The sequence below is a fragment of the Streptomyces mesophilus genome (genome assembly GCF_011044995.1).
GTDB lineage: Bacteria > Actinomycetota > Actinomycetes > Streptomycetales > Streptomycetaceae > Streptomyces > Streptomyces mesophilus.
On sequence record NZ_JAAKZW010000239.1, the window covers coordinates 1 to 12115 of the forward strand.

Annotated in this window: 12 protein-coding genes; 8 read left to right on the forward strand and 4 right to left on the reverse strand. The window is 69.7% G+C overall.

Annotation, left to right across the window (positions count from 1 at the left end; all coding sequences use genetic code 11):
- Nucleotides 1–36 precede the first annotated feature (36 nt).
- Entirely contained in the window at nt 37–507 is a 471-nt protein-coding gene (locus G6045_RS34250; RefSeq protein WP_165336098.1) for a hypothetical protein, read from the reverse strand.
- 334 nt (nt 508–841) lie between these two features.
- Here G6045_RS34250 and G6045_RS34255 point away from each other — a divergent pair, with 334 nt between their 5' ends.
- Nucleotides 842–2179 carry a BTAD domain-containing putative transcriptional regulator gene (locus G6045_RS34255; RefSeq protein ID WP_165336099.1) on the forward strand — a complete coding sequence of 446 codons (1338 nt, stop codon included), beginning with the start codon at nt 842–844 and terminating at the stop codon, nt 2177–2179.
- A 5-nt stretch (nt 2180–2184) separates the two neighbouring features.
- Here the strand turns inward: G6045_RS34255 and G6045_RS34260 are convergent, their stop codons facing one another.
- The gene (locus tag G6045_RS34260) at nt 2185–2901 is read right to left on the reverse strand and encodes a DUF4328 domain-containing protein (RefSeq protein WP_165336100.1); all 717 of its coding nucleotides are present in this window, start codon (nt 2899–2901) and stop codon (nt 2185–2187) included.
- Nucleotides 2902–3023: 122 nt separating this feature from the next.
- On the reverse strand, nt 3024–4610 hold the full coding sequence (locus G6045_RS34265) for a beta-N-acetylhexosaminidase (protein WP_165336101.1): 1587 nt from the start codon (nt 4608–4610) through the stop codon (nt 3024–3026).
- Nucleotides 4611–4845: 235 nt separating this feature from the next.
- Here G6045_RS34265 and G6045_RS34270 point away from each other — a divergent pair, with 235 nt between their 5' ends.
- The 6 genes from G6045_RS34270 (at nt 4846) to G6045_RS34295 (ending at nt 9478) form a co-directional block, all read left to right on the forward strand.
- Nucleotides 4846–5427, forward strand: coding sequence for a 2-oxo-4-hydroxy-4-carboxy-5-ureidoimidazoline decarboxylase (locus tag G6045_RS34270; RefSeq protein ID WP_165336102.1), 582 nt, complete (start codon nt 4846–4848; stop codon nt 5425–5427).
- Between the two features lie 182 nt (nt 5428–5609).
- The gene (gene sdhC / locus G6045_RS34275; protein ID WP_165336103.1) at nt 5610–5990 is read left to right on the forward strand and encodes a succinate dehydrogenase, cytochrome b556 subunit; all 381 of its coding nucleotides are present in this window, start codon (nt 5610–5612) and stop codon (nt 5988–5990) included.
- A 5-nt stretch (nt 5991–5995) separates the two neighbouring features.
- Nucleotides 5996–6484: a succinate dehydrogenase hydrophobic membrane anchor subunit gene (locus G6045_RS34280; protein WP_165336104.1), complete on the forward strand. Its 489-nt coding sequence runs from the start codon at nt 5996–5998 to the stop codon at nt 6482–6484.
- 17 nt (nt 6485–6501) lie between these two features.
- Nucleotides 6502–8256, forward strand: coding sequence for a succinate dehydrogenase flavoprotein subunit (gene sdhA / locus G6045_RS34285; RefSeq protein ID WP_165336105.1), 1755 nt, complete (start codon nt 6502–6504; stop codon nt 8254–8256).
- On the forward strand, nt 8256–9014 hold the full coding sequence (locus tag G6045_RS34290; protein WP_165336106.1) for a succinate dehydrogenase iron-sulfur subunit: 759 nt from the start codon (nt 8256–8258) through the stop codon (nt 9012–9014). The genes sdhA and G6045_RS34290 overlap by 1 nt, the downstream gene beginning before the upstream one ends.
- 71 nt (nt 9015–9085) lie before the next feature.
- Nucleotides 9086–9478 (forward strand): VOC family protein, encoded by a 393-nt coding sequence (locus tag G6045_RS34295; RefSeq protein ID WP_165336107.1) that lies wholly within the window; start codon nt 9086–9088, stop codon nt 9476–9478.
- A 91-nt stretch (nt 9479–9569) separates the two neighbouring features.
- On the opposite strand, the gene G6045_RS34300 is transcribed toward G6045_RS34295, so the two are convergent.
- Nucleotides 9570–11435 carry a PQQ-binding-like beta-propeller repeat protein gene (locus G6045_RS34300; protein WP_165336108.1) on the reverse strand — a complete coding sequence of 622 codons (1866 nt, stop codon included), beginning with the start codon at nt 11433–11435 and terminating at the stop codon, nt 9570–9572.
- Between the two features lie 213 nt (nt 11436–11648).
- On the opposite strand from G6045_RS34300, the gene G6045_RS34305 reads away from it, so the two are divergent.
- Entirely contained in the window at nt 11649–12074 is a 426-nt protein-coding gene (locus G6045_RS34305; RefSeq protein ID WP_165336109.1) for a hypothetical protein, read from the forward strand.
- Nucleotides 12075–12115 lie beyond the last annotated feature (41 nt).

Consider the following 12115-nt stretch of genomic DNA (forward strand, 5'->3'; position numbering starts at 1 on the left):
CCCCTGCCCTCGCCGTCACCGCACCCCGAGCGGCCGTCAGTCGACCCGCTCACACAGCGCGTCGACCGAACCCCCCTGCATCTTCAGCGTCTTGTAGCCGCTCGCGCTGACGTCCAGGGTGTAGAGGCCGTCGACGATGTACAGGCCGCGCGGCAGAGTGCCGCCGTTCTCCGCGAAGCCGACGAGGACGGGGCCCGCGACCTTCCAGTGCTGGGAGCCGTCCGTGCCGTAGGTGATCAGCGCGCTGCCGCTCGCGTCCGCGTCGTACGAGGCGCCGGTGCCGGTGTTGCTGACCCGCACGACAAGATCGCCTTTGTACGCCACGGTCCTGGCGGAGCCGTCCGGGTGGGTGGCGAGGACCCGCTTGACCACCTCGTCGACGACGGGCTCGCCGTGCACGGCGAAGTCGCAGCGGGCACCGGCGGGCGTGTCCCAGGGCGCGGAGGGCGCGGGGACCCAGCCGCCACCGGCGGTGAGGGCGAGCAGGGTGGCTGCGGCGAGATGCATGGGGCCTCCAAGTGGCGTTCGGTGCAAGGGCCTTCAGCCTGGCGTCCGACTCTGACCAAACGCTGACCAGCGCGGCTGGGCCGGCGGGTGGCTGAGCCGGGCGAGTGGCTGAGCCAGTGGGTGGCTGAGCCAGTCCGTGGCCGAGTGGCCCAGCCAATCCGCGACCGACCCACCCAGTGGCCGAGTGGCCCAGCCAATCCGTGACCGACCCAGCCAGTGGCCAAGTGGCCCAGCCAATCCGTGACCGACCCACCGAGTGGCCAAGTGGCCCAGCCAATCCGCGGCCACCCCAGCCAACCCGTGACCGGCCCAACCCGCCCTAGGCTGCGCCCCCATGGAGTTCCAGCTGCTCGGTACGTTCGAGGCGCGTCACGAAGGCCGTTCCGTCCTGTCGGGCGTGCGCCGCCAGGAGCGTCTGCTGCTCGCGCTGCTGCTGCTCGAAGCGGGCCGCACCGTGCCGGTCGACCGGCTGGTCGAGCTGTTGTGGCAGGGACGGCCGCCCGGCAGCGCGCGCGGCACGATGCAGACGTACATCGGCCGGCTGCGTGCGGCCCTCGGCCCGTACGAGCTCCGGCTGACCACGCACGACGACGGTTACCGGGCCGAGCGCGACGAACACCGCGTCGACACCGCGGAGTTCACCGACCTCGCACGCAGGGCGGCCGAGGCGGGCGACCCGGCCCACCGCGTCGAGCTCCACGACCAGGCCCTCTGCCTGTGGCGCGGCCCGCTCCTCGACGGTCTCGCCGACGAACCCCTGCGCGCCCGCCTCGGCGGCGTACTGGCGCAGCAGCGGCTCACCGCCCTGGAACGGCGGGCCGAGGACCTGCTCGCCATGGGCAAACACCACCGTGTGGTGGCCGATCTGCTCCCCGAGCTACGCGGCCGACCGCCGCGCGAGCGCCTGGTCGCCGCCCAGATGACCGCGCTGTACCGCAGCGGCCGCCCCGCCGAGGCGCTCGATCTCTACCGGGACACGCGCACCGCGCTGGTCGACGAGCTTGGTCTCGAACCCGGCCCGGGCCTGCGGGAGTTGCACCGCCGCATTCTGGCCGGCGACCCGCGCCTCGACCGTCCCCCGGGCCCCGTCTACGCCGTCCGCGTCCGCGATGTCTGGCTGCCCTGGAACACCAGCGGCCATCCCGCGCTGGAGTTCTGCAATACGTACGCGGGTTGGGGCAGCCCTTCGCTCCCCGGCGCCGACTGGCTCGCCCGCTACGCGTCGCTCGCCGTCTGGGCCGGGCACCTCGGTCTCGCCGACGACCGGACCGTCGACCGCCTCCTGGCGGAAGCGGACAGGAACCCGGGCCCCGCCGACGCCGCCCTCACCGAGGCCCGCGCCCTGCGCACCGCGCTGTACGCCTGCTGCACGGACCGCGAGGACGCCCATGCCTTCAAGACGGTCGCGGCGGCGGCCGAAGAGGCCGCCGCCCACGCCGAGTTCACCCGCGGCCCCGACGGCCTCGCCCGCTGGACCGTCAGCCCGGCCACGGGCCTGCGCCTGCCCCTGCTCGCCGCGGCCCACAGCGCGGCCGGCCTCCTCGCGTCCCCCCGCGTCCACACCCTGCGCGTCTGCCCGGGCAAGGACTGCGGCTGGCTCTTCCTCGACGAGTCCGGCCGCCGCCGCTGGTGCAGCCTGGGGACTTGCGGGGCACGTCGGCCGGCGCCGTAAGCCGCTTACAGAGCGGGCAGGTTCGGCACGAACGGGGGTGTGGTCGGACCCGCGAGGGCCTTCTCCTTCTGCATGCAGGTGAGGCGGTACACGAACAGCATCGCCAGGACGGCCCCCGCGATGTCCAGCACATCGGACACGGTCATGACCTGCAGGGCGGTCCTCATCTCTGCCACGTCCACCCCGTCGGCCCGCGCATACATGCGTCCCGCAATCTCGTTGCAGAACCAGCCGGCCAGCCATGCCGTCCACCAGGCGTTGACGATGCCGGTGCCGCGCGCCTTCGCGTCGGCCAGTTCGCTCGCATTCCACGTGTCGAGAGCCACGCGGCGCGGAAACCAGAAATTGACCACCGGGCAGAGCCAGCCCCACACCGCCCAGCCACGCCTGAGGCGGTGGTACTCGGGCGCAAAGACCTCGGCATTGATCCGTACCCGGCGGAACCAGATGATGAAGACCACGCCGGTCACGACCAGCGCGGTGAACTGTGGGGACGCGGAGAGCGCATACAGGTCGTAGGCGTCGTTGACCGCGTTCGAGTCCACTGAGTCGACCAGCCCGTACAGGCTGAAGCCCGCCCAGAGCGAGAAAAGATCGGCAGCGATCACCACACCGAGCAGCACGATCACTGCCCGGGAGAGGCCCACAGGTGATCGCAGAAACGCGGTTGGCGCGATGGGATATGACGGAACAACAGAATCATCATCGGGCATACCGGACATACGAACCCCCACAGTTCACAGAAAACAGAAACGCGCGCCGCGGCACCCTCTCCCCAAGGGCGCCCGCGGCACGCGGAACCTATGTGGCGGACAGTCCGCCTGTCCAGCCCGAAAAGTGCAGCTCAGCCCACCTTCTGCGCCAGGCCCACGAACTTCCCCCACGGCAGCGCGGGTTGGCGCTCATCCCATACCCGCTGAGCCGTCGCCCGCAGCGGCATCCGGATGCCCGCCGCCACCTGGTCCTGGGTCTGGGCGCTCGCGAAGTCGCACCAGACCGCGAACCGCGCACCCAGGATCTGGTCGCCGTACGCGGCCGGGACCGGCTTGGAGCCGCGTACCACCAGCGGGTTCCACTCCTTGTAGATCCGCTCGCCGGTCGGGTACTTGAACGTGTTGGGCTCGCCGAGCACGTAGTAGAGGTACTCGTCGTTGAGGTTCACCAGCTTGCGCCCGGCCTTCAGATACTCGACCGGCTCGCGGGCGCGCAGCTCCTTGCCGGTCCAGTACTCGACCTCGAGGTCCTTGTCGGCCTGCACCACACCGCCGCGGAACAGCCCGTCGTTCCAGACCTTCGGCTTCTCGTCCTCGCCCCGGATCACCTTCGCCCGGTCGTTCAGCCAGCCCGTGGTGAGGTCCTGCACCTTCGCGTTCGGCCCGAACTTCGCGCGGGCCGCGGCGGCCAGCTGCGGATACGAGGCCTCGGGGTTCGCGACCATCAGCGCGCGGTACTCGTCCGCGCCCAGATGCCAGTACGTGCCGGGGAAGAGCCCCGCGTACTCACGCAGGAGCTCGTCGACGATCTTCGCGGACCCCGGCTTGGAAATGTCGATCGCACCGCGCGACGGCACTCCCCGCGCGTCCCGCAGCTGCAAGGAGGGGTGCGCCGCCATCACCGCGCCCAGGTGCCCCGGCGAGTCGATCTCCGGGATGACCTCGATGTGGAGACTGCGCGCGAGCGCGATGATCCGCTTCACCTCGGACTTCTTCAGATGCTGCACGGAGACCACCTCGGGGTGCGAGGAGGACTCGATACGGAACGCCTGGTCGTCGGAGAAGTGCAGGCCCAGCTGGTTGTACTTGAGGTCCGCGAGCTCACGGACCCGGTCCTCGATCCAGCCGGCCGTGAAGTGCTTGCGCGCGATGTCGAGCATGAAACCGCGCTGCGGCTTCGCGGGCGCGTCCCGGATGACGCCCTCGGGCGCGGTGCCGTCATGGCGCACGATCTGCTTGAGGGTGCGCGTGCCGTAGAAGACCCCCGGCTCGCCCGTCGCGGAGATACGGACCCGCTCGTCGCTGACGCTCATCGTGTACGCCTCGGGGTTCGCGTCGCCCGCGACCAGCGCGAGTTCCACATCGCCCTTGCCGGGCTCGGCGCCCTCGGCATACTCGAGTCCGAGTTCGTCCGCGATCAGCCGGCCCTCGTCGGCCAGCTCACCCGCGGACTCCTCGGGGACGATCACCTGCGCGCCCCGGTCGGGATGCCAGCCGGGCCCGCGTGCCGCCTCGTGCTCGCGGACGGCGGGGATGGTCAGCGGCGCCTTGGAGAGCGGGTAGGCCGGCGCGGACGAGGCGGGCGAGCGGTCGTCGGTGCGGTCGCTCACGGAAGGCGTGCCGCCCGTGGGAGTGCCGTCCGGCCACAGGGTCACGGTCAGTACGGCGGCGGCCCCGGCCACAAGTGAGGCGGCGGCAAGGAGCGGGCGCCGGCTCACCGCCGTACCTCCCGGGGAGCGCACAGGGGGGACAAAGATCGCGAAAGGGTCGGCATCACGTCAGAAACCTCCCATGCGCGGGGAACCGATCGCTCCGAATACACCCCGACCGTCCACCTCTCGTTCCCAAACTCTCCCGTCCGGGTGAAATTCGCGCATCCGTCGTACAACTCCCATCAGCCCTAGATAGCGTTACGGCATCCCCGCAGCCCCCCTGCCGATGCCCACTGGCCGCATGGCCGCTTCCGAGGAGCGCACGCTGCCTTCGCCCAGCCCGTACCCCATCGCACCGCCTGCCCTCGCCATACCGAAACAAGCGCAGACGGACGCCACCGGCACCATGCACGCGGGGCTCGACCACTTCAACACCGCACCGGCCGACGACGCCCGTGCGTTCCTTCTCGACTGCTGCGCGAGCGAGCGCTGGGCGCGGCGCCTCGTCGAGCACCGGCCGTACCCGGACCTGGACGCGCTGCTCGCCGCGGCCGACGAGGCGAGCTACGACCTCACGCCCGCGGAGCTGCACGAGGCGCTCGCCGCCGAGCAGGACGAGTACCCCGCGCCCGGCGACACGCCGCAGTCCGCGCTCACCGCCCTGCGCGCCGCGCACGCCGCGTACGAGGCGAAATTCGGTCATGCCTTCCTGCTCAGCCTCGACGCGTTCCACGACGACGAGCATCTCGACCAGGTCCTCGCGAGTCTGCGCACACGCCTGGCGCACGACCCGGACGAGGAACGGACCGTGGCCGCCGAGCAGCTGCGCCGGCTCGCGCGCGAGCGGATCACGGATGCGCTGTACGTACTGACGTATGCGTAATTCTCCTGAATCCGACCCGCCTGATAGCCCGTACGTGCCTGTTTGATCACACCTATTGACCCCCTGCGGGCATACCGACATCTGGTCGATACGATGACGAGCGGCCGGTGGACCGTACCCGGCCGGGTCCGACCGACAGAGAAGCCGGCCGACCCCTATCCCCGCTCCCGGAGGGTTCTTCCGTGCCGGCTGGAACGCTGTACCGCGGCCGGGAAGGAATGTGGTCCTGGGTGGCTCATCGAGTCACCGGCGTCCTCATCTTCTTCTTCCTGTTCGTACACGTCCTCGACACCGCTCTCGTCCGCGTCTCCCCCGAGGCGTATGACGATGTCGTGGCCACCTACAAGACGCCGATCGTGGCGCTGCTCGAATACGGACTGGTCGCGGCCATCCTGTTCCACGCGCTCAACGGTCTGCGCATCGTCGCCGTCGACTTCTGGTCGAAGGGCCCGCGCTACCAGAAGCAGATGCTCTGGACCGTGATGGGCATCTGGATCGTGCTGATGGTGGGTGCCCTTTACCCGGTGCTCGGCCACGCCGTACGCGAAGTCTTCGGGAGCTGACGCCGATGTCTCTCAACAAGGAAGCCACCGACGCCACCGCCATCGGCGATGTCGAAGGCGTGACGCTCTACGACGTGGACCACCCCGCGCCCGTCATCGAGGCCCCGCGCAAGCGCACCAAGAAGACGCCCAAGGCCACCCGCGGCAACTTCGAGATGTACGGCTGGCTGTTCATGCGCCTGTCCGGCATCGTCCTGGTCGTCCTGGTCCTCGGCCACCTGCTGATCCAGCTGGTGCTCGACGGCGGTGTGTCCAAGATCGGCTTCGCCTTCGTGGCCGGCCGCTGGGCCTCGCCGTTCTGGCAGGCGTGGGACCTGATCATGCTCTGGCTGGCGATGCTGCACGGCGCCAACGGCCTGCGCACGATCATCAACGACTACGCCGAGCGGGACAACACGCGCTTCTGGCTGAAGATGCTGCTCTACACCGCCACGGTGTTCACCGTCCTTCTGGGCACGCTGGTGATCTTCACCTTCGACCCGAACATCCGCTAGGCCCGGGGTAACGACTCATGAAGATCCACAAGTACGACACCGTCATCGTCGGCGCCGGCGGCGCGGGCATGCGCGCGGCCATCGAGTCGACCAAGCGCTCCCGTACCGCGGTGCTCACGAAGCTCTACCCGACCCGCTCCCACACCGGTGCGGCGCAGGGCGGCATGGCCGCCGCGCTCGCCAACGTGGAGGAGGACAACTGGGAGTGGCACACCTTCGACACGATCAAGGGCGGCGACTACCTGGTCGACCAGGACGCCGCCGAGATCCTGGCGAAGGAGGCCATCGACGCGGTCCTCGACCTGGAGAAGATGGGCCTGCCGTTCGGCCGTACGCCCAAGGGTGAGATCGACCAGCGGCGCTTCGGCGGTCACTCCCGCAACCACGGCGAGGCCCCGGTCCGCCGTGCGTGCTACTCGGGCGACCGCACCGGCCACATGATCCTCCAGACGCTGTACCAGAACTGCATCAAGGAGGGCGTGGAGTTCTTCAACGAGTTCTACGTCCTCGACCAGCTCATCGTCGAGGAGGACGGCGTCAAGAAGAGCGCCGGCGTCGTCGCGTACGAGCTGGCCACCGGCGAGATCCACGTCTTCCAGGCGAAGGCCGTGATCTACGCGTCCGGCGGCACCGGAAAGTTCTTCAAGGTGACCTCCAACGCGCACACCCTCACCGGTGACGGCCAGGCGGCCTGCTACCGGCGCGGGATCCCGCTGGAGGACATGGAGTTCTTCCAGTTCCACCCGACCGGCATCTGGCGCATGGGCATCCTTCTCACGGAGGGCGCCCGCGGTGAGGGCGGCATCCTCCGCAACAAGGACGGCGAGCGCTTCATGGAGAAGTACGCGCCGGTCATGAAGGACCTCGCGTCCCGTGACGTCGTCTCGCGCTCCATCTACACCGAGATCCGTGAGGGCCGCGGCTGCGGTCCCGAGGGCGACCACGTCTACCTCGACCTCACGCACCTGCCGCCGGAGCAGCTGGACGCGAAGCTCCCGGACATCACCGAGTTCGCGCGTACGTACCTCGGCATCGAGCCCTACACGGACCCGATCCCGATCCAGCCGACGGCGCACTACGCGATGGGCGGCATCCCGACCAACGTCCAGGGTGAGGTCCTCGCGGACAACTCCACGGTCGTACCGGGTCTGTACGCCGCCGGTGAGGTCGCGTGTGTGTCGGTGCACGGCGCCAACCGCCTGGGCACCAACTCGCTGCTCGACATCAACGTCTTCGGCAAGCGCTCCGGCATCGCCGCCGCCGAGTACTCCGCCAAGGCCGACTACGTCGAGCTGCCGGAGAACCCGGCCGAGCTGGTCGTCGAGCAGGTCGAGCGGCTGCGGAACTCCACGGGCAACGAGCGCGTGGCGGACATCCGCAAGGAGCTGCAGGAGACGATGGACGCCAACGTGATGGTGTTCCGTACGGAGCAGACCATCAAGTCGGCCGTCGAGAAGATCGCCGAACTGCGGGCCCGCTACAAGAACGTGTCGATCCAGGACAAGGGCAAGCGCTTCAACACCGACCTCCTGGAGGCCATCGAGCTGGGCAACCTGCTCGACCTGGCCGAGGTCATGGCGGTCTCCGCGCTCGCGCGCAAGGAGTCCCGCGGCGGTCACTACCGCGAGGACTACCCCAACCGCGACGACGTCAACTTCATGCGCCACACCATGGCGTACCGTGAGGTCGGCGACGACGGCTCCGATTCCGTCCGCCTCGACTACAAGCCGGTCGTCACGACCCGCTACCAGCCGATGGAGCGTAAGTACTGATGGCAACTCCCGTACTGGACAAGGTCGAGGCCGAGTCCGCAGCGTCGCCGTACATCACGGTCACCTTCCGCATCCGGCGCTTCAACCCCGAGATCTCGGACGAGGCGATCTGGGAGGACTTCCGGATCGACATCGATCCGAAGGAGCGTGTGCTCGACGGTCTGCACAAGATCAAGTGGGACCTCGACGGCTCGCTGACCTTCCGCCGCTCGTGCGCGCACGGCATCTGCGGCTCGGACGCGATGCGGATCAACGGCAAGAACAGGCTCGCCTGCAAGACGCTGATCAAGGACATCAACCCCGAGAAGCCGATCACGGTCGAGCCCATCAAGGGCCTCACCGTGCTCAAGGACCTCGTGGTCGACATGGAGCCGTTCTTCCAGGCGTACCGCGACGTCATGCCGTTCCTCATCACCGAGGGCAACGAGCCGACCCGCGAGCGCCTGCAGTCCCCCGAGGACCGCGAGCGCTTCGACGACACCACCAAGTGCATCCTGTGCGCCGCGTGCACGTCGTCCTGCCCCGTGTTCTGGAACGACGGGCAGTACTTCGGTCCGGCCGCGATCGTCAACGCGCACCGCTTCATCTTCGACTCGCGCGACGAGGCCGGTGAGCAGCGCCTGGAGATCCTCAACGACCGTGACGGCGTGTGGCGTTGCCGCACCACGTTCAACTGCACGGACGCCTGCCCGCGTGGCATCGAGGTCACCAAGGCGATCCAGGAAGTGAAGCGCGCGCTGATCACGCGTCGCTTCTGAGTTCCTTCGCCGTACGCAGTCATGGGCCCCGTTTCCGCTGGAAACGGGGCCCATGTGCTTAATCTGACGGTATGTCACTCGACTTGCTCGGCTTCGACAACGTCCTCTTCCCCGTCGGCGACATCGCCGAGGCCGTGGACTTCTACGAACGGGCCGGTTTCCCGCTCGCCTTCCGCCTCGACGAGGCCGGGATCGCCGGGCTCAAGGTCGGCGAGGAGACGCCCGGTCTGCTCCTCCGCCAGGAGGACGGCCTCGCGCACCGGCCGGCCGGCGACTGGACGGCGCGGGTCTGGCTGGAGGTCCCGGACGCCCGTAAGGCCGCCGTGGAGCTGACCTCGGCAGGTCTCGTACCCGATCCGCCGTTCTCGGTGTCGACGGGCTGGACGGTCGAACTGGCCGATCCCTGGGGGAACGTCGTCGGCTTCACGGACTACTCGAAGCGGCCGGGTCTTGGGCGGGTCTGAGCGGCGCTCAGGGGCTGCCCGGCGGGGTCCGAGCGGCGCTCAGGGACTGCCCGGCCGATCGTCCGCCAGGGCCTGATCCACAAGACAGGCCCTAGTCGCGCAGGGCGGTGACCCGGGTGCCGCCTCCCGCGGTCGTGCATGTGGCGAGGACGGTGCCCGAGGCGCGGTCGACGAGCAGGTCCCGGGTGCCGGCGCAGGGTTCGCGGGCGGCGTCCGATGAGCCCTTCCGGTGGAGTCCGTCCGCCCCCTCCTCGTAGTTCTGGTACAGGAAGTGGATGCGGCCCGAGGTCGTCTGCACCAGAAGCTGCGACTCATGCGCGCCCGGATGCGCCGAGTCCACCTCGATCACCTCGGCGATCTCGCCCTTGCCGAGCCTCAGCGTGCCGTGCCGCAGCGCGTCACCGTCCCTCTCGACGACGGTGATGCCGTCCGGTGCGGGCAGCAGGGAACTCCGGTCGAGGCCGGCCACCGGCCGCACGCGCACCCTGGCGCCCACGCCGGGCAGTTCGGTCCAGACAACGGGCTCCCGTCGGCCGTACCGGAGCTCGACGTGACCCACCCACAGGCGGTCCGCCCCGCAGGTCCCGGTCGCCGTCAGCATGCTCGCCGCCTCGACGTCGACGCCGAGACGGGAATCCGGCGAGAAGGCTTCACAGCCCAGAGGCGGCGGGACCGTCACCTCGCTCCGGGTGTAGAGCGGTCGCGAACCGTCCGCGCCCAGGAAGCCGGGCGTGGCCAGGTCGATCACGCTCAGTTTCCCCTCGGCGCAGTTGCCGATGACCAGCTTCCCGGTATCGCGGGGCGAACTGTGGTCCACGAGATACCGGCAGCCGCTCCCCCGGGTGTCGGAACCCGCCACGAGTCCCCCGCTCTCGTGGTCGACGGCGACCACACCGAACTCCGGGCTGCTCAGATACGTGAGTTCGGCCTCGGGAACGGTCACCAGGCGCGGTGGGTCGCCCTCGTCCAGGGTGCGCGTGATGAACCTCCAGAGGGCCCGCTCGCTGTGCATCCGCAGGCCGGGCAGCTGCGAACGTCCGCGCACGGACCCGTCGTACGCGTCGATGACCGACAGCCACCCGCCGTGGATCACCATGACCGCACAGCCCTCACTGACCGCGACCCGCTCCACACCGGACGGGTCGTGCACGGTGAACCGCCAGCGCGGCGCGCCGGTTGCGGCGTCCCACCCGACGACGGCCGACCCGGCGCCCGCGCCGTCCACGGCGACCAGCGTGCCGCGGAAGCGCTGCTCGGGCGCGTTCATGATCTCGCCGTTGGCGCAGACACCGAGCCCTGCTGGACTGTCGAAGTCCCCCTGCCAGGCCTGCCGTCCCAGCGCCTGCGGCCACGCTTCGCGCCCCTCGTGGGCGCCGTCGTCCCGCCGGTCGTCCGGCACGGTCCCGGACTCCGTACGCGGCGGCTCCGGGCCGTACTCGGTGCGCAGCTCGTACGCGAGCTTCAGCGCCCCCGCACCGACAAGGCCGCCGGCCGCCACACCCACGACCAGCATCGCGCCGAGCAGGCGGACACGGCGGCGCAGGGCGGACCGTGGCCCGTCGAACCGCAGCCACGGGCTCCGGCGCCGCAGGAGCGCCAGGCACAGCAGTGCGGCGGCCAGGCAGCACAGGCAGGCGGCGAGCGGGGCGGGGGCGCGGCCCGACGCCTCGTCGTCCACGTACTCGAGGAAGCCGAAGACCGTGCCGATCGCCGCGCAGAGCCCGGCCGCACGGGCACCGGACGGCGAGCCGAGGTGCAGGAGCAGCAGAGCCGCGGCCGCCGCCGCGAAGACGCGCGCGTACCACTGGGCCGTACCGAAGCCCTCGCTCCAGTCGCCGGGTACGGGCAGAAAGACCGCGAGGCCGGTCAGGACGAGGACCGCGGAGGGCAGCAGCGCCCACCACACAGAGGCGGTACCTGACCGCGCACTCCGGCCGTGCCCATTGTCGGCTGCCATGTGCCGCCTCCCCTGTAGCGCCGCATGTCCCGTGCCGGGGACGCCGGTTGGCGGGAGAAGGGTTCCTTCCGCACGTCCGCGATCCCGCCTTGAACATGTTCAAAACCAGCGCTACAGTCATGCCCACAAGGTTTTGAACGCGTTCAAGGAAGCGTTCGGGGCCTTCGGGCCACGGTCTGCGTGCGCCCGGAAATCACAGGGGATCGAGGGATCATGGACCTCACAGTCGTCGCTTACGTCGTGTACCTGGCCATCAGCATCGGGCTGACCGTCTGGGTAGCCCGCACGCTCAACCGCAACGGGCGGATCTTCCTCAGCGACGTACTGAAGGGGAACGAGAAGCTCGCAGACGCCGTGAACCATCTGCTCGTCGTGGGCTTCTATCTCGTCAATCTCGGGTTCGTCGCGCTCTATCTGAACGCGGACGACCTGATCACCGACGCGCGGGGGATCTTCGAGGCGCTGTCGGTGAAGCTCGGGGTGGTGCTGCTCGTGCTGGGGGTCATGCACCTCGGCAATGTCTGGGTCCTGAACAAGATCCGGCGCCGGGGAATCATGGAGCGCGAGCAGGTTCCGCCCGTACCGCCGCAGGGGTTCAGCGGCGACCAGGGTGCGTGGGCGGCACCCACGGGGGCCTGAACGATGGGGACCGTTCAGGGAACGGGGGGCCGGGGCGGTGC